This window comes from Williamsia sterculiae, assembly GCF_900156495.1.
GTDB lineage: Bacteria > Actinomycetota > Actinomycetes > Mycobacteriales > Mycobacteriaceae > Williamsia_B > Williamsia_B sterculiae.
On record NZ_FTNT01000006.1, the window covers coordinates 218,772 to 236,762 of the forward strand.

General features: G+C 68.4%; 16 protein-coding genes. 4 read left to right on the forward strand and 12 right to left on the reverse strand.

What is annotated here, in order from left to right; genetic code table 11:
- Positions 1-30 precede the first annotated feature (30 nt).
- The 5 genes from nirD to BW971_RS11890 form a co-directional block, all read right to left on the reverse strand.
- Positions 31-480 (reverse strand): nitrite reductase small subunit NirD, encoded by a 450-nt coding sequence (gene nirD, locus BW971_RS11870; protein ID WP_076479751.1) that lies wholly within the window; start codon positions 478-480, stop codon positions 31-33.
- Between the two features lie 152 nt (positions 481-632).
- Positions 633-3,140, reverse strand: coding sequence for a nitrite reductase large subunit NirB (gene nirB / locus BW971_RS11875; RefSeq protein WP_076479753.1), 2,508 nt, complete (start codon positions 3,138-3,140; stop codon positions 633-635).
- A 62-nt stretch (positions 3,141-3,202) separates the two neighbouring features.
- Entirely contained in the window at positions 3,203-4,633 is a 1,431-nt protein-coding gene (locus BW971_RS11880; RefSeq protein WP_076479886.1) for a nitrate/nitrite transporter, read from the reverse strand.
- 217 nt (positions 4,634-4,850) lie between these two features.
- A complete protein-coding gene (locus BW971_RS11885) occupies positions 4,851-5,519 on the reverse strand; it encodes a response regulator transcription factor (protein ID WP_076479755.1) in 669 nt (222 codons plus the stop codon).
- A 65-nt stretch (positions 5,520-5,584) separates the two neighbouring features.
- Complete coding sequence (locus BW971_RS11890; RefSeq protein WP_083709846.1) at positions 5,585-6,868, reverse strand: sensor histidine kinase; 1,284 nt, start codon at positions 6,866-6,868, stop codon at positions 5,585-5,587.
- Positions 6,869-7,032: 164 nt separating this feature from the next.
- Between BW971_RS11890 and BW971_RS11895 the strand changes: the two genes are divergently transcribed.
- On the forward strand, positions 7,033-7,671 hold the full coding sequence (locus BW971_RS11895) for a DUF4352 domain-containing protein (protein WP_234974372.1): 639 nt from the start codon (positions 7,033-7,035) through the stop codon (positions 7,669-7,671).
- On the opposite strand, the gene BW971_RS11900 is transcribed toward BW971_RS11895, so the two are convergent.
- From BW971_RS11900 to BW971_RS11915, 4 genes are all read right to left on the reverse strand, one after another.
- Positions 7,668-8,522, reverse strand: a complete 855-nt coding sequence (locus tag BW971_RS11900) for a TIGR02569 family protein (protein WP_076479757.1) — start codon at positions 8,520-8,522, stop codon at positions 7,668-7,670. The genes BW971_RS11895 and BW971_RS11900 overlap by 4 nt on opposite strands.
- A gap of 106 nt (positions 8,523-8,628) precedes the next feature.
- Entirely contained in the window at positions 8,629-9,804 is a 1,176-nt protein-coding gene (moeZ, locus tag BW971_RS11905; protein WP_076479759.1) for an adenylyltransferase/sulfurtransferase MoeZ, read from the reverse strand.
- A gap of 113 nt (positions 9,805-9,917) precedes the next feature.
- On the reverse strand, positions 9,918-11,036 hold the full coding sequence (locus BW971_RS11910) for a DUF3152 domain-containing protein (RefSeq protein WP_076479761.1): 1,119 nt from the start codon (positions 11,034-11,036) through the stop codon (positions 9,918-9,920).
- A 29-nt stretch (positions 11,037-11,065) separates the two neighbouring features.
- Entirely contained in the window at positions 11,066-12,028 is a 963-nt protein-coding gene (locus BW971_RS11915; protein ID WP_234974373.1) for an alpha/beta fold hydrolase, read from the reverse strand.
- 114 nt (positions 12,029-12,142) lie between these two features.
- Between BW971_RS11915 and BW971_RS11920 the strand changes: the two genes are divergently transcribed.
- Positions 12,143-12,793, forward strand: coding sequence for an HTH-type transcriptional activator FasR (locus tag BW971_RS11920; RefSeq protein WP_076479763.1), 651 nt, complete (start codon positions 12,143-12,145; stop codon positions 12,791-12,793).
- A 43-nt stretch (positions 12,794-12,836) separates the two neighbouring features.
- On the opposite strand, the gene BW971_RS11925 is transcribed toward BW971_RS11920, so the two are convergent.
- On the reverse strand, positions 12,837-13,076 hold the full coding sequence (locus BW971_RS11925) for a DUF3107 domain-containing protein (protein ID WP_076479894.1): 240 nt from the start codon (positions 13,074-13,076) through the stop codon (positions 12,837-12,839).
- 128 nt (positions 13,077-13,204) lie between these two features.
- The gene (locus BW971_RS11930) at positions 13,205-13,918 is read right to left on the reverse strand and encodes a ferritin-like fold-containing protein (protein ID WP_083709848.1); all 714 of its coding nucleotides are present in this window, start codon (positions 13,916-13,918) and stop codon (positions 13,205-13,207) included.
- Between the two features lie 332 nt (positions 13,919-14,250).
- On the opposite strand from BW971_RS11930, the gene BW971_RS11935 reads away from it, so the two are divergent.
- Positions 14,251-15,882 carry a DEAD/DEAH box helicase gene (locus BW971_RS11935; RefSeq protein WP_076479897.1) on the forward strand — a complete coding sequence of 544 codons (1,632 nt, stop codon included), beginning with the start codon at positions 14,251-14,253 and terminating at the stop codon, positions 15,880-15,882.
- A 16-nt stretch (positions 15,883-15,898) separates the two neighbouring features.
- Positions 15,899-17,149, forward strand: coding sequence for an Rv3212 family protein (locus BW971_RS11940; protein WP_076479765.1), 1,251 nt, complete (start codon positions 15,899-15,901; stop codon positions 17,147-17,149).
- A gap of 31 nt (positions 17,150-17,180) precedes the next feature.
- On the opposite strand, the gene BW971_RS11945 is transcribed toward BW971_RS11940, so the two are convergent.
- On the reverse strand, positions 17,181-17,975 hold the full coding sequence (locus BW971_RS11945) for a ParA family protein (protein ID WP_076479767.1): 795 nt from the start codon (positions 17,973-17,975) through the stop codon (positions 17,181-17,183).
- Between the last annotated feature and the right edge of the window lie 16 nt (positions 17,976-17,991).

Sequence of the window (17,991 nt, forward strand, 5' to 3'; positions counted from 1 at the left end):
CTGGGTGGGGTGTCACCGTGGTGCCGGGCGTCATCCGACGCGAGCCCCGTCGCCGCGGTCGTCGACGACGGCGTCGGTCACGGCCGAACCGACCTGGACCACACCGTCGACCACCCGCACGGGATGCACCGGCAGCGCAACGCGGTCGTCGTCGAGGCAACGCCCATTGCGCAGCGAGAAGACCTGTTTGAGCAGCGGTGACGCAATGGTCGGTTCGCCGGCACGATCCCCGATGATGCCCCGTGACATCACCGCGGCCCGCGCGTACGGGTCGATGTTGCCGACCGCATACAACCGATCGAAACGATCACCGCTCGTCGAGTCCGTGCCTGCGGACACCCGGAACACCGCCACCTGTCCGCCGTCGGGGAGCAGCGCTGCCACACCCAATCCGGGTAGCAGGCGATCGAGCGGACACACCACGGTCCATGTCGCGGCCGGGGTTGGCTCCTTCGCGGGAAAGTCATCCGTCACCGACATCGCTGTCCGTCATCTCCTCGTGTCTGCCGACGTGCTCGCGACCCAGTGTCCGGATCGCATGTAAACCGCTTGTTTCCATCGTGTGGGCGCCGCATTAACCTGCCGATCACACCGGCGATATGCCCGGACACCCGCTCGGCCCGTGACCCTCGTCACGTTCCCGGGAAGCTCGGCGCACCGAGCAACACCGGCACCTTGCGTCCCGACTCCTCGCCGAACGCGATGGTCGGGTCCGCGGTCTCCGGTGCGTTGACGAAGGACACGAACCGGGACAACTTCTCCTCGTCCTCCAGCACCGCAGACCACTCGTCGCGGTACCCGTCCACATGCGCCCGCATCGCCGCTTCCAGATCGCCGCCGATTCCGAGGCTGTCGTCGCACACCACGTCCCGGAGGTGATCGAGTCCACCATCCAGCGATTCCAGCCACGGCGCCGTGCGCTGCAGGCGGTCGGCCGTGCGGATGTAGAACATCAGATACCGGTCGATGTACCGGATGAGCGTCTCGTCGTCGATACCGGACACCAGCAGCTGGGCGTGGGCGGGGCGCTGCCCACCGTTGCCCGCGACGTACAGGTTCCACCCGTGTTCGGTGGCGATCACCCCCACGTCCTTGCCGCGTGCCTCCGCGCATTCGCGGGCGCATCCGGAGACACCGAATTTGATCTTGTGCGGTGAACGCAGCCCTCGATACCGCCGCTCCAGGGTGACCGCCATCCCGACGGAGTCCTGCACCCCGTACCGGCACCAGCTGCTGCCCACGCAGCTCTTCACGGTGCGCAGACTCTTGCCGTAGGCCTGACCCGATTCCATCCCGGCGTCGACGAGTCGTCGCCAGATCTGCGGAAGTTGTTCCACCCGGGCACCGAACATGTCGATCCGCTGGCCACCGGTGACCTTGGTGTAGAGGCCGAAATCGCGGGCGACCTCGCCGATGACGATGAGCTGTTCGGGCGTCACCTCGCCCCCCGGCATCCGCGGCACCACCGAGTAGGACCCGTTCTTCTGCATGTTGGCCAGAAAGTGGTCATTGGTGTCCTGCAGAGCAGCCCGGTCGTCGTCGAGGATGTGATCGCTGGACGTGGAGGCCAGGATGGACGCGACGGTGGGTTTGCAGATATCGCAACCCGCGCCGGTGCCGTATCGGGTGATCAACTCCGAGAAGCGTCGGATACCGGTGGCCACGACGATCTCGAACAGTTCACGTCGGGAGTGGGAGAAGTGTTCGCACAGAGCCGAACTCTGCGCCACCCCGGCGTCGGCGAGCAACTTCTTGAGGCTGGGCAGACATCCGCCGCAGGTGGTGCCCGCGCAGGTCTTTTCCTTCACGGTCGCGACGTCGGCGGCACCCTCGCAGATGGCCGCACAGATCGTGCCCTTGGAGACTCCGTTGCACGAACAGATCTCCGTATCGTCGGGCAGGGCACCGAGGCCGATCTCCGCACTGCCGGCCGCAGGCGCGATGAGCGCCGACGGATCACCCGGAATTCTCTGCCCGACCATGGGTTTGAGCAGCGAGTAGGCGTCGGCGTTGCCGACGAGGATGCCGCCGAGCAGCGTGGATGCGTCATCGGAGACGACCACCTTGGCGTAGGTCCCGGCCACCGGGTCGCTGTAGACGATCTCCAGTGCGCGCTCGGTCACGGCCAACGCGTCGCCGAAGCTGGCGACGTCGACGCCCAGCAGCTTCAACTTGGTGGACATGTCGGCGCCGGCGAAGGTGGTGGAGCCGCCGGTCAACTGATCGGCGACCACCTCAGCGGTGCTGTACCCGGGGGCGACGAGCCCGTAACAGCGCCCGTCGACCGCGGCGACCTCACCGACCGCGTACACGTCGGGATCCTGGGTACGGCAGGCCTGGTCGACGAGCACGCCACCGCGCTCACCGACCGGCAATCCCGCTTCGCGGGCGATCGCGTCCCGCGGGCGCACCCCGGCGGAGAACACCAGCAGTGACACGTCGAGAACGGACTCGTCACCCAGGGTGACCCGCAACCCGTCGTCGGTCTCGGCGATCGCGGTGGTCGACACCCCCGTGTGCACCTTGACCCCGAGGTCACCGATCAGATCGGCCAGCAGAGCGCCGCCACCGGTGTCCACCTGCAGCGGCATCAACCGCGGGGCGAACTCCACCACATGTGGTTCGACTCCCATCAGTCGCAAGGCGTTCGCGGCCTCCAGACCGAGCAGTCCGCCTCCGACCACCACACCGGTGGCCCCCGGACCGGCGGCCTCGGCGGCGGTGCGGATGCCGTCGAGGTCGTCGAGGGTCCGATAGACGAAGCAACGCTCGGCGTCCGACCCGGGGACCGGTGGAACGAATGGATACGAACCGGTGGCGAACACCAGTGCGTCATAGTCGATCTCGATGCCCATCGTGGTGACGACGCGTCTGTCGTCGCGGTCGACCGCAGCCGCCCCCTCGCCGAGGCGCAGTTCCACCGAGGTGTCGTCGTCGTACCGGTTACCACTCAATGCCAACGCATCGCGGTCCCACGCACCGACGTAACTCGACAACGCCACCCTGTCGTACGCGGGGGCACTCTCCTCGGACAGCACCACGATCCGCCACGCGCCGGTGACGTCGCGGTCCCGCATCGCCTGTACGAAGCGATGCCCGACCATGCCGTGACCGATCACGACCACCGTCTTGCGCACCATCGTCTGTTTCCCTTCGTCGTTTCTCACCGCGGCAACGTCCACACCGGCGGATTCGTGAGGCGTCAGGCGTGCGCCTGCGACGACATCGAGGTGTCCACCGGAGCGGAGTACCCGTCGTCCAACACGACCTCCCGACGGGCGTAGAACCACCAGGTGATGACTCCGGCGACCACGTAGAAGCCGAGGAAGACCCAGAAGGCGGCGGTCGCGGACTGATGCGTCTTGTAGCTGCTGCGCAGTACGAGGTTGATGGCCACCCCACCGAGGGCGCCGATGGCGCCGGCGATGCCGATCAGCGCACCGGACATCGACCGCGACCAGGTGATCTTGCCGTGGGCGTTGAGCCCCACGTTCTGCCGAGCTTTCTGCTCGAAGATGGTCGGGATGATCTTGTAGACCGATCCGTTGGCGATGCCCGAGATCAGGAACAGCAGGATGAAGCCGACGATGAAGCCGGTCAGCTGGGCGTTCTCGATCTTGTGTTTGGGATGACCGTCGGCCGCGATGCCGGAGACCACCAACAACACCGATGAGGCGACCATGCCGATGAAGCAGTAGAAGGTGACCCTGCCGCCACCGAACCGGTCGGCGAGCTTGCCGCCGATGGGTCGGAACACCGAACCGAGCAGCGGTCCGATCCAGGCGATCTGAGCCGCCGACAGCGCGGCCGCGGTGGCCGTCTGACCGGAGGACTTGAAGCTGAGGCTGAGGACCTGGCTGAACGCGAACGAGAAGCCGATGAACGAACCGAAGGTGCCGACGTACAGCAGCGAGATCAGCCAGGAGTCGTAATGCTTGAGGCAGTCGACCATCGCCTTGGCGCTGGAGGTCTGGTGGTCGAGGTTGTCCATGTACAGCGCCGCGCCGACACCCGCGACGGCCAGAGCCACCAGGTAGACCGCGCAGAGGATCTCCGGGTGGTCCGACGACAGCCAGATGATCAGCAGACTGAGCAGCTGGACCACCGGGACGCCGATGTTGCCCCCGCCCGCGTTGAGGCCCAGCGCCCACCCTTTGAGGCGCTGCGGATAGAAGGCGTTGATGTTGGTCATCGACGAGGCGAAGTTGCCGCCGCCGAAGCCGGTGAGCGCCGCGACCCCGAGGAACCAGCCGTAGCCGAAGTCACCGGGGTTCATCATCAACATGAGGGTCAGACCGGTGGGGATGAGCAACACCACCGCACTGAAGATCGCCCAGTTGCGGCCGCCGAAACGTGCGGTCGCCTGGGTGTAGGGAATGCGCAGGCAGGCGCCGACGAACGTCGCGGTGGCCGCGATGACGAACTTCTGGTCGGCGTTGATGCCGTATTCGGGTCCCATGAACAGGGCCATCACCGAGAACAGCGACCAGATCGAGAAGCCGATGTGTTCGCAGATCACCGACCAGATCAGGTTGCGGTTGGCGATGCGGGAATTTCCGTTGTCCCAGGCCTCACGGTCCTCGGGGTCCCAGTCGGTGATGTAGTGCTTGCGGGGACGGGCGGGTGCGGTCACGGTGAAGTCCTTCGACGGCCTGCGGACGCGACGCACCGGCGCCGCGAAGCCGACGCGATGTCGGCGTTGACAGCACAGTAGGAATCCGTTGTTGCGGGGAATTGTCACGAGGTGACCCGAAAATCACACTTCGCTCACGTACTCATCGCAGGGTCGGTGAGAACACGTGAGTGAGTGTCCGCACTGGTCAGGGGTGTGCGCGGTGAGGTGCGGGCGGCTACTGCACCAGTCCAGCACGGAAGGCGTGCAGCGCCGCCTCCACCCGATTGGTCACGTCGAGTTTGGTGAAGATGCTGGAGATGTGGGTCTTCACCGTGGTCTCACCGACGAACATGCGGTGCGCGATCGCGCTGTTGGACGCACCGGTGGCCACCAGACCCAATACCTCACGCTCGCGGTCGGAGAGGCCCGCGACCCCGCGCGACGAGATGTCGCGGGCACCGATCCGTTGCACACCCGCCTCGCTGCGCACGATCTCGCGCAGGGACTCGTCACTGAACAGCGTGCTGCCCGCGGCCACCGCACGAACCGCGAGTTGGAAAGTGGCAGGCGGCTCCGATTTCCGCAGGAAGCTGTGCGCCCCCGCCACCACCGACGACACCACCTGATCGTCGACGTCGAGGGCGGTCATCGCGATGATCCGGGGTGGGTGATCCAGCGTCATGAGCTGTTCGATGGCGGCGAGTCCGCCCATCCGCCGCATGCTCAGATCCATCAACACCACGTGTGGACGGAAGGTCCGCGCCGCGGCGAGCACCTGATCGCCGTCGTCCACGTCGGCGACCACCCTGATGTCCGACGTGGGGTCGAAGATGTCGGCGACCCCACGTCGGACGAACGGATCGTCGTCGACGACGAGGACCGTGGTGATGGCCGGTGTGGTCATGATGGTCAGACAGTAGCGGGGCCGCGGACAGCTGCGCCCACCACGGCGGCGACCGGATGGATGCGTCAGGAGAAGAACGGCAGCAGGCAGGTCACGACGAACTCGTCACCGACGCGCTCGGCGCAGAAGCTCCCTCCCACCTCGGTGGCCTGTTCACGCAGTCCCCGCAGTCCGGTGCCGGTACCGACGATCCCGGTGTCCTCGGCCGCGCCCGGAAGGCTGTTGCGCACCTCCACCGACAACCCGTCGTCGGGCCCGCCGCGCACGGCGACCAACACCGGCGCCCCGGGTGCATGACGCTGCGCGTTGGTCACGGCCTCGCGAACCACGCGGTAGGAGATGGACCCCGTCAGCGGGCCCACCTGCCCGGGGGCGAGATCGGTGAGATGAGTGACCCGAACCCCCACCGCGCGTCCCGCGGTGAGCAGGTCGCCGATGCTGTCGAGACCGCGGTCCATCCCGGCCGTCGCCGCACCGTCGCCCGCGCGCAACACCCCGACGATGCGCCGCAGTTCGTCGAGTCCGTCGTGGGCGGTTCGCTGGATCAGCGACGCCGTGTTGGCCACCCGTTCCGGTCCGTCACCGCTGTTGACCTGTAACCCGCCCGCGGTCAGCGATATCCGGCTCAGCGTAGCGGCCAGGGTGTCGTGCATGTCCCGGGCGATACGAGCCCGTTCGTCGGCCCTGAGCATCTGGTGCCGCATCGCCTCCGACTCGCGGGTCCGGACGTCGAGAACGGTTTCCGCCTGCACGAGATCCGAACGCGCACGACGCAACAGGGCGAGCCCCACGACCACGACCACCAGCACCGTCGCGACGACCCAGGGCAGCCACAGCGGCAGGTTCCACTCCGGCACCTGCCCGTCGCGCGGTCGCGCGCTGCCGATGGTCAACACCGAATAGTCGCGACGCCGTACCGCGTCGTAGGTGAGCGAGACACCGCAGGCGATCCACACGGCACCCGCCGAGACCACCAGACGACGATCGCGGACCGCGGCCGCCACCGCGAACAGGGCGATGAGCGCCGCGGTGGCGTCGGTGGCGAAGAACAACGGCCCGGCCACTGCCAGCGCGAGCACTCGCCACGGATGCTGGTGACGCCAGATCAGCGCGACCCCCGCGGCCAGGTTCAACACACATCCGGCGGCGACGTTCCACCCGGGGGTGTGCGCGAAGCCCGCCAACCCCGCGGTCATGATCGTGCAGAACAGGCTCAGGGCGGCGGCGCCGACGGTCCACGCCGTCGTGCGGATACGCGCGGCCACGGATCGCGGCGCCGTCGGTGGTGGTGCGGCCCGCACGCCGTCGGACGCGCCGGTACGCCGCTCGCCGGCCCACCCGTTGCTCATCATCGGAACGCTACGGCGCCGGTCGGACACACGCATCGGCCATCCGGGCGACCGACGGCCCGCGACCGACCGAAGGGATGACCATGCCGGGCCGATCGGCGGAGGTGCCGGGCCGGGTGTCCGCGACAGGCTGACCGACATCCATTCGTCGAAAGGGTCTCGCCATGAGCCAGATGCCCCCGGGCCAGCCCGGTCCGTACCCGAACAATCCCTATCCGCAGGGGCCGCCACCGAGGAAGCGGTCGTGGTTCGCGCGGCACAAGATCCTCACCGCACTGGGGGTGGTGATCGTGTTCATCGTGATCATCATCGCGGCCACCTCGGGTGGCTCGTCGTCTCCCGACTCGACGTCGGCGAGCGGGACCGCGACGGCGAGCGAGGCACCGCGCTCCGCAGCTGCCGCCCCGAGACCAGGCATCGGTGCACCGGCCAGCGACGGGAAGTTCGAGTTCGTGGTCCGCGGTGTCCGCGACGGCGGTACGTCTGTCGGGCCGGACTTCTTGGCGGAACGGGCGCAGGGCCACTTCGTGCTCGTCGACCTGACCATCCGCAACACCGGGGACAAGGCGCAGAGCTTTGATGTCTCGTCGCAGAAACTGTTGTCCGGGAGCGGAACACAATATTCGGCGGACAGTCAGGCCACCATCTCGTTCGACTCGGGCAACACCTTCTACGAGCAGGTGAACCCCGGCAACACCCTCGAGGCGACGATCGTCTTCGACGTACCCACCGGCACCACTCCGGCGGCCATCGAACTGCACGACTCCGTGTTCTCCGGCGGGGTCGAGGTGAAACTGGCCTAGACGAGCAACCGCACGATGTCGACCACCCGCTGCAGCCCCGGTAACGCCTCGGCCGTGGAGCGCGGGTGGAAGGCGTGCACGCCGAGGCGGAACATGGTGGCGCGCAACATCATCTGTCCCCACTCGGGGAGATCCGACCAGCGCTGCACCAACTCGGCGTCGGCGTCACCCCAGGCCAGCGCGTCCACCACCACCACCGCCGCGGCCCAGGAGGCCGGTCGCCAGTACGGGACGATGTCGGTGAGACCGGGGGCAGCGGCACCGGCGAACAGCACGGTGCCGAACAGGTCGCCGTGGACCAGTTGCGACGGCACATCGATCCGCTTGCGTAACGTCGCCAGCGTGCCGATGGTCTCCAGACTGGTCACACCGTCCGGTGAGGTCGGCATGTCCATCCCCGCGGCCCGAGCCGCACGCAACGGGTTGTCGTCCCAGGCACCGCGGTCGGCGGCACTGAACACGTCCACGTCGGTGATCGGCGGCGCGGGTTGCTGCAGCAGGAATCGCGGCCGTTCCCACTTCTCGGTGAGTTCGTGCAGGCGGTTGGCCAGCGACACCACCTCGTCATGACGGGGTTCGGGATGGCCGGCGAGGTAGGTGTCGGCGCGCCACCCCGACACCACGTACCGACCGTCGGTACCGCGTACGGGCCGGGCTACCCGGGCACCCTCGACGTACAGGTCCTCGCGCACTCCGGCCGACCATGCGGCCCGCGCGTGATCCGGCACGATGGACAGCACCACTTCGCCCACTCGCCACCCGCCCTGCCACGGGTCACCGAGCTCGATCGGCGCGGAGCCGGTCAACCCGAAGGTCTGCAACACGTGCTCGGGTGGTTCGACGGTGGTCACCGCGCCAACGTTACCCAGCCGTGTCCCTCATCCCCGGTAGCGACGACGCGAGTGTTGTGACGAGCTCCGACGCGTCGTCGGGGCAGGCATTCGTCGGGGCAGGCATTCAGTAGACCGGCAGCGACGCGTCGACCTGCTTGGCCCACGAGGTGATGCCGCCCTGCAGATGCACCGCATCGACGAAGCCCGCGCGCTTCACCGCGGCCAGGGCCTCCGCCGATCGGATCCCGGTCTTGCAGTACAGCACCGCCGGACGGTCCTGGGGCAGCTTGCTCAGTCCGGCACCCGAGATGATCTCGTCCTTGGGGATCAGGGTGGCACCGTCGATGTGCACGATGTCCCACTCCACCGGTTCGCGGACGTCGATGAGGGCGACCCGGTCCCCGGCGTCTATCCGCTCCTTGAGCTCGGCGGGGGTGATGGTCGATCCGGCGGCGGCCGCAGAACCCTCGGTCGACACGACACCGCAGAAGTCGTCGTAGTCGATGAGTTCGGTGATCACCGGTGCGTCTGGGTCCTTTCGGATCTTGATCGTCCGGTAGGTCATGTCCAGCGCGTCGTAGACCATCAGACGACCGAGCAAGGGGTCGCCGACACCGCAGATCAGCTTCACCGCCTCGGTGCCCATGATCGACCCGATGGATGCGCAGAGGATGCCCAGCACGCCCCCCTCGGCGCAGGACGGCACCATTCCCGGCGGTGGGGCCTGCGGGTAGAGGTCGCGGTAGTTCAACCCGCGACCATCGGGGGCGTCCTCCCAGAACACCGACGCCTGTCCCTCGAACCGGTAGATCGAACCCCACACATAGGGCTTGTGGGCCAGCACCGCGGCGTCGTTGACGAGATAGCGCGTGGCGAAGTTGTCGGTGCCGTCGAGAATGAGGTCGTACTGCTCGAACAGTTCGATCGCGTTGTCGTTGTCCAGCCGGCGCGGATGCAGCTCGACGTGGACGTACGGGTTGATCTCGGCGATCGAGTCGCGCGCGCTCTCCCCCTTGGGCCTGCCGATGTCGCTCTGCCCGTGGATGACCTGGCGCTGCAGATTCGATTCGTCCACCTCGTCGAATTCGACGATGCCGATGGTGCCGACCCCCGCGGCCGCCAGATACAGCAGCGTCGGCGATCCGAGCCCGCCGGCGCCGATGACCAACACCCGCGCGCTCTTGAGGCGGCGCTGACCGTCCATCCCGATGTCGGGAATGATCAGGTGTCTGCTGTAGCGGCCCACCTCCTCACGGCTGAGTTCTGCGACGGGCGCGACGAGCGGTGGCAACGAGGACACGGTGACTTCTCCCTGTCAAAGATGAGGGCTGCCGGGTACGGGTGGCGAACCCGACACACAGTGGACAACGTCAGGCGTCCATGGTCGCATTCCGCCGCCGTGGCGGGCGCGGATCAGCGGTTGGGGAACGGCCAGGGATTGGGCGTACACACCAGCGATCGGTCTGCCTGCATGTCCGGATCGAGGGCCATGATCTCGCTGTTGGCGACGCCGAAGCTCTGCTGCATCATGACCGGCGCCAACGCGCCGTTGCGAGCACACGGTTCGTGCTTGTCGTATCCGATGGCGTGGCCGACCTCGTGGTTGACCGCGTACTGCCGGTAGGCGAGGTCGTCGCCCTGATACGACACCGCGCCGCGCACCCACCGGGCCTCGTTCAGGGTCACCCGCGTCTCCGGCGGGTAGTAGCAGGACGACTCGAGTTGGATCTGGTAGCCGCACAGTTCCCGGGTGGTCCCGGTGGAGGTGAGGGTGACCCGGAAATCGGGGGTTCCTCTGTCGACACGACGGAATGCGACCTGGCCGCCGCCGATCCAGCTCTTGGGGTTGGCAAGCGTCGCGTCGACGAACCGGGCGAAGGTGGCGTCCCCGCCGAAGTCGGGTGCGGACAGCCCGTCCTCCACCTCGACGGTGTAGCTGTACAACTGCGCACCCGTGCCCGCCCTGCCGGTACTGCCGGGGACCACGTGATACGTCTTGCGGCCGGTGGTGGTGTACGGCCCGCCCGCAGGCAACACACCCGACGGCATGGCCACGGTCCGGGCATCGCCGCTCGGTGCACCCACGGCCGTGGACTCCTCGTTCACCTGGGTGTTGCGTGCACCCGCGGTGGGCGCGGCGTCGGATCTCGACGATCCGGAATCGTGATGTCGGGTGGCGGTGAGGACCACCAGGACCACGGTCAGGACGGCGAGCACCGGGATGGCGTAGGCCCGCCAACCGTAGGTCCGGAAGAACCGTCCGATCGGGCTCTGCTTGCGTCGTTCGGGTCGCGGCGGACGATCCGGCCGCGGCCGACGGACCCGCTCGGCCGTGGGGTCCCACTCGGCGCGCAGCGGCTGGTTCCGACCGGGTCGGCCGCGCGGAGCATCCGACAGCCCGGGCGTCGCGGGACCCGGCGGCAGCGCGGGATGACCGCCGCGCCCCGGCGCGCCCGCTCCGGCGCGAGCTCGGGACCCGATGGGCGGATGACGCTGACCGGCGTCTCCCGGACCACCTGCTGACGAGTTCACCGCACTACCTTCTCATGTGCCCGATCTGTTCATGTGCCCACTCTTTTCAGGTGTGCCGCGATGAGTTCCGCGGTGCGTTCGGGGACCTCCATCTGGCTGACGTGGCCCACACCGTCGAACATCACCAGCCGGGCACCCGGAATGGTCCTGGCCACCTTCGCCGCGAGCCGCGAGCTCACCAGCTGATCCTCGCGCCCCCAGATCACCAACGTGGGCACACGGATCCGGCGGGCGCGGACCCAGTGGTCACGTCCCCCGAGCCGCAGCCAGCTCGCGACCAGGGTGTTGAAACTGCCCGAGAGGGCCGCCGACGCCCACGGCATCGCCGCCCTGGCCGTCGCGTGCTCGACCGCCTGCGCCGTGCGCACCGGACCGACCACCGACGGTTGGACCATGATGTGCCGGAACGTCTGGGCCACCTGAGCCTCGGCGCGGACCCGACCGAGGTATCCGAACACCATCCGACCGAGACCGGGCGTGCCCGCCAGGGCCAGCGGCAGGAAGGTGACCCGGCGCGGCCCGGGCCGGATGTCGGGGAATGCGGGTGAGATCAGGGTCAGGGTGCGCACCAGGTCGGGGCGTTGTTCGGCGACGCGGGCCACCACCACCCCGCCGAGCGAGTTGCCGACCAGGTCGGCACCGCCGAGCATCTCCAGCACCGCGATCACCGAGTCGATCAGCGCGGACAGCGTGTACCGGCCACCGGCAGGGGGTTCGGAGAAACCGAAACCGGGCAGGTCCATCGCGTGCCCCACGCCGAACGGTCGCAGCAGTTCGCCGAGGTCGTGCCAGTTCAACGAGGACCCACCCAGACCATGGACGTACAGGATCGGGTGGTGGTGGTCGGTGGCGACGTCGGGGGCATCCGAGGTGTGTCGCACGAAGACCCGGGCACCGGCGGCGTGGACGTACCGGCCCGGCCACAGCGCCGTCGTCCGATCGAGCGCGGCCAATGCCGGCGCATGCTCGTCCAGGGGTTCGGTGTCGGTCACCGCTCCAGGATGCCCGAGAGGGGCGCCCACGGGCCGCCCGAGGTGGCCCACCGCGGTGTCCGAGCCCGGGAGTCACCCGCTGTCCGGTCGGGTGGTCGGGAGTAAAGTCGGTTCATGCCCGATGCCTCAGATCGACTCGCGGTCCAGGCATCGACCCGCCGCAGCACCCGGATGCCGCGCAGCGCGCGACGCGTGCAGCTGCTCGACGCCGCGAGCGAGATCTTCGTCGAACGTGGATATCACTCGGCGGGGATGGACGAGATCGCCGTCCACGCCGGGGTGTCGAAACCCGTTCTGTACCAGCACTTCCCCAGCAAACTGGATCTGTATCTGGCGGTGCTCGAATCGCACGCCGAGACGATGGTGTCCAGCGTGCGAGCGGCGCTGTCGACCACCACCGACAACCATCAGCGCGTGCACGCCGCAGTGGCGGCGTTCTTCGACTTCATCGACCAGGACAACCAGGGCTACCGACTGATCTTCGAGTCCGATGCGTTGGACCCCGCCGCGATCCGCCGGGTGGAGGGAGCCACCGAGGCCTGCGTGGACGCGGTCTACGGACTGGTGATGCACGACTCCGGACTCGATCCGTACCGGTCGCGGATGCTGGCCGCGGGGTTGGTCGGCGCCAGCCAGACCAACGCCCGCTACTGGTTGGACGCGAAACGGCCCATCGGCAAACAGCAGGCGGTGGACACCACCGTCGAACTGCTGTGGGGCGGCCTGTCCCGAGTGCCGCTGCAGGCGTCGCAACGCGACGCCTGAGCGACTCACGCCGGGCGACCCGGTCTCCGGGTCGACGGCTCTCCTACAGGCCCGGCCCGCCGAAACCGACGCGACGCGATTCGGGGGTACCCACCTCGACGTAGGCGATCTTGGTGACCGGCACGAGGAATCGCACACCCTTGTCGTCGACCAGGTTGAGCAACGGCGACTTACCGGACAGCGCCTCCTCGACCTTGGCCTGCGCGTCGTCGCTGCTGAGATCGGTGTGTACCACCAGCTCCCGCGGGGTGTCGGTGATGCCGACCTTCACGTCAATGGCCACGGCCATCCTCCACTCTTTGACACGACACTGTTGTTGGCCGTGGGACACGGCTGCACGGTCAGGCTAAACGAGCGCGGCAGGCCTCCGGCACCGACTCCGCTCGCAGCGAACGCCGACGGACCGATGCCTCAGCCGAGGCCCAGGTCGGACATGCGGGTGACGTGCCGATCCTGGATCGACTCGAAGAACTCGGCCATCCGGTTCAGGTCCGATCCGGCGAACAGCAGATCGGTGATGGTGTCCTCGGCCGCGAGCACGTGCTGGGCCTGGGTGATCGCCTCGCCGAGGAGACGTCGACCCCACAGCGTCAACGGCGCGATCAGGTCGGGGTTCTCGGTGACGGCACGACGCACCTCGGCACACGCGAAGTGTGAACTCGCGGTCTCCGCCATCACCGTGCGCACCACCTGCTCGGCCTCGGTGGGCAGCACACTGGCGACCTCGAGGTAGAAGTCGGCGGCCAGACCGTCGCCGATGTAGGACTTCACCAGCGCCTCCAGCCAGGTGTTCGGCGGGGTGGAGCTGTGGTATCGCTCGAGCACCGGCGCAAACCGGACGATCGCATCCTCCACGGCCACCTCGGACGACAGGCGACCCGCCAGCACCTCGAAGTGCCGCATCTCCGAGGCCGCCATCCGTGCCATCGCCAGTCGCCCCTGCAGATCGGGGGCCAACTGCGCCTCGTCGGTGAGTCGGTAGAACGCGGCCAACTCGCCGGCCAGCAGCACACCGAACAGCTGCCGGATCCCGGGGTGGTCGGCCCCCACCCGATCCGATGAGACCCGATCGTGTGTGGTTGAGACCTCGGACACCGGCGATGAGGAAGGTGAGCCACTCGACATGGCCCCGATCCTACGCATCGCCGAGCCACTCGGCAGACCGGCAACCGGGTCGGATGCGAGTGGTCGGTACCGCCGCGGGTACACTCCGAGTTGCGGATGCCGCATCAGGCGAGCGAACCGCCCCCAGCGCCCCTGTGCGCGCACCGGGCCCGACGGTCGAGCCGATGCAGATCGGTTCCCACCCCACACAGCTGTGAGGCGGTACGAGTCGGTTGGAGTCTTCATGTGCGCGCGACGCCACATCGAAAGGCACCTTCTTGAGCACCGGCGAGACCCTGAACACCAGCGAGACGATCACCACCGACGGCGCAGCGCCCGACGCGCAGGCCCCGGTGGACCTCGAGCCCCAGAATCCCGAATCCCAGAATCTTGAACCCAAGACCACCGTCGTCGACGACGGGCACACCTCCCCCACCTTCGCCGAACTGGGCGTCCACCAGCAGATCGTCGACGCGCTGGCCGCGGCGGGCAAGACCCATACCTTCGCGATCCAAGAGCTCACCCTGCCGCTCGCCATCGCCGGTGACGACCTCATCGGCCAGGCGCGCACCGGTATGGGCAAGACCTTCGGTTTCGGCGTCCCGCTGCTGCACCGCCTGGCCAGTGAGGCGGGCAGCGGTGACCTCCGCGCGCTCGACGGCACCCCCCGCGCGCTGGTGATCGTGCCCACCCGTGAACTCTGTCTGCAGGTCACCGGCGATCTGGAGGAGGCGGCCACACAGATCCGGGTCCGCGGCAACGACGGCGCGGACCGCGACATCCGGCTGCTCTCCATCTATGGCGGCCGCCCCTACGAGTCGCAGATCTCGGAGTTGCAGAAGGGGATCGACGTGGTCGTCGGCACCCCGGGACGCCTGCTCGACCTGGCCCAGCAGGGCCACCTCATCCTCGGCAAGGTCCAGATCCTCGTCCTCGACGAGGCCGACGAGATGCTCGACCTCGGCTTCCTGCCCGACATCGAGCGCATCCTGTCGGCGCTGCCGGAACCGCGGCAGACGATGCTGTTCTCGGCGACCATGCCCGGTCCGATCGTCACCCTGGCGCGGACCTTCCTGCACCGGCCGACCCACATCCGCGCCGAGCACGCACAGGACTCGGCGATCCACGAACGCACGGCGCAGTACATCTACCGCGCCCACGCGCTGGACAAGGTGGAGTTGCTGTCCCGGGTGCTGCAGGCCGACGGTCGCGGCGCGACCATGATCTTCACCCGCACCAAGCGCACCGCGCAGAAGGTGGCCGACGATCTCGCCGAGCGCGGGTTCGCGGTCGGTGCCGTGCACGGTGACCTCGGTCAGGTGGCTCGGGAGAAGGCGTTGAACAGGTTCCGCGAAGGCACCATCGACGTGCTGGTCGCCACCGACGTCGCCGCCCGCGGTATCGACATCGACGACGTCACCCATGTCATCAACTATCAGTGCCCGGACGACGAGAAGACCTATGTGCACCGCATCGGCCGCACCGGCCGTGCCGGGCGTACCGGTATCGCGGTCACCCTCGTCGACTGGGACGAACTGCACCGCTGGGAGCTGATCGACAAGGCGCTCGGGCTGGGCAAGCCGGAACCGGTGGAGACCTACTCCAGCTCCCCGCACCTGCGCGAGGAACTGAACATCCCGGAGTCGGTGACCAGTGGTCGCGTGGGACCGGCGGCCGAGGCCACCGGTACCCGCAGCGGTGCGCGCGGCGGTCGCGACCGCGACGGCGAGCGCCGCGAACCGCGTCCGGCCCGTGCTGCCAACGGCAACCGCACCCGCCGCCGTACCCGTTCGGGTGTGCCCGCCGACGGTGCGACCGCGGCCACGTCGGCCACCACCGGTGCCGAGGCCACCACCACCGCCGGTGGGTCCGACGCCGACGCCCCCGCCAAGCGCAAGCGTCGACGTCGCCGCCGGGGTGGTTCCGGTTCGGGTGCGAACGGGCAGAACACCACGAGTTCCACGCCGTCCACGTCCGGCGACTGAGCCGTAGACCACCGGAGTGCTCGCACCGGAACGACGCACACGCGTCGATCTTCTCGTCGCCGCCGTCATCACCCTCGTGGTCGCGGTGGCCGCCCTGCTCATCTGGCGCAGCAGCGACGTGGAACACACCTCCGTGACCCCGGCGGCCGCGACCATCCCCACCGTCGGCCCGGCGTCGGGTCCCGCCACCGCGATGCGCGTGGCGTGGTCGGCGCCGAGCGGAGCCACGACCACCCCGTTGGTGACCGATGAGGTGGTCGTGACCGCACACGGTGGTTCATTGGTGGGCCACGATCCGACCTCCGGCAGGCAACTGTGGAACTACACCCGCGACCTACCGCTGTGCGGCGCGACCGTGCTGACGTCCGCACCCGACGACCTGGTGGTCGGCGCGTACCGCAACTCACGTGGCTGCGGTGAGGTGAGCACCGTGAAGTCGTCGACCGGCACCCGAGGGCCCAACCGCTCCAGCGACGACGACGACGCGGTGCAGTTGTCCTCCGACAGCGACTTCGTCGTCGCGCAGGGCCGCACCCGGCTGGAATCGTGGGGTTCGTCGATGGTGCGCGGCGTGGAGTACGGGCGGGTCGACGCCCCGGTGAAGCCCGCCACCCAACCGCGCAGCGGATGCACCCTGTACGACTCCGGGGTCGGCGACAACCGGATCGCGATCATCGAACGCTGCGCCGGCGACGCGGGTTACCGATTGACCGTCATCTCCACCACCCAGGACAAGGACGAGAAGGTCGACGAGAAGGGGTCACAGATCATCACCGCCGCGGGTGTCGAACCGCCGCGGATCGCTGCCGTCGGCGACTCGGAAGTCGCGGTGTACCAGGGTGCTCCACCCGCCGCGGGTGGTCCGCAGACACCGGTGATCAAGCTCTACAGCTCCGAGGTGGTGCAGACCGCGTCCAACGTGGTCCTCGGCCGGGCGACCGCACCGCAGGGTAGTCACCCGGTGCGCAGCGGCGGGATCATCACCTTCTGGACCGGGAAGTCGACCGTCGTCCTCGACGGTGTGACCTTGCGGCCGGTGTTCCAGGTTCCCGAGACCCTCGGTCCGGGCGTCGCCGTCGGCGAGGATCTCCTGGTACCCGGGCGTTCCGGGATCGGTGTGTACCGGATCGCCGGCGGCAGCCAGGTCCGCACCATCCCCGTCACCCGTGACGGCTACCGCGGCGGTGAGGTGGGGCTCGGCGCCATCGGCAGCACCGTCCTCGAGCAGTACGACGGCACCGTGCGCGCTCTGGTCCCCACGCGCTGACGCGATCCGCGGACGGCAACCGCCGTGACGATCAGCCGACGGCCTCGAGCGTGGCCAGCGGCGCACTGTGCTGCCAGAACTGCACCAGGTTGTCGGCGAGTTCACGGTAGGCGTCGGAACCCTTGTTCTTGCGCCCCGAGAGCACCGACACCCCCGACGCGGTGGCCTCGGCGAACCGAACCGTCCGTGGGATCGGCGGACTCAGCACCGGCAGTTCGTAGCGATCCGCGACGTCGGCGAGGACGTCGCGACTGTGTGTGGTCCGCGAGTCGTACAGCGTCGGGATGACGCCCAGCAACTCCAGTCCTGGGTTGGTGATCTGCTGCACCTCGCGCACGGTGCGCAGCAGCTGACCCACCCCCCGGTGCGCCAACGTCTCGCACTGTAACGGGACCACCACCTCATCGGCCGCGGTCAACCCGTTGAGGGTGAGCACTCCGAGCGATGGCGGGCAGTCGAGCAGCACCACGTCGTAATCCTCGGCGACGGTCGCGATGGCCCGCTTGAGCGCGTATTCACGGCCGGGGCGCATGAGCAGCAACGCCTCGGCACCCGCGAGGTCGATGGTCGCGGGCAGCAGGGTCACACCGTCCTCGGTGTCGACGAGTGCGTCGACCACCTCGGCCTCGCCGAGCAGCACCTCGTGCACCGACACCTCGAGGTGGTCGGGGTCATGGCCGAGCGAGAAGGTCAGACAACCCTGCGGATCGAGATCGACGACCAGGACCGAGCGGTCCAGTGCGGCCAGCGCCGCGCCCACCGACGCGACCGTGGTGGTCTTGGCGACGCCACCCTTCTGATTGGCGACGGCAAGCACCTTCGTCATACAACTCCCTCACAGC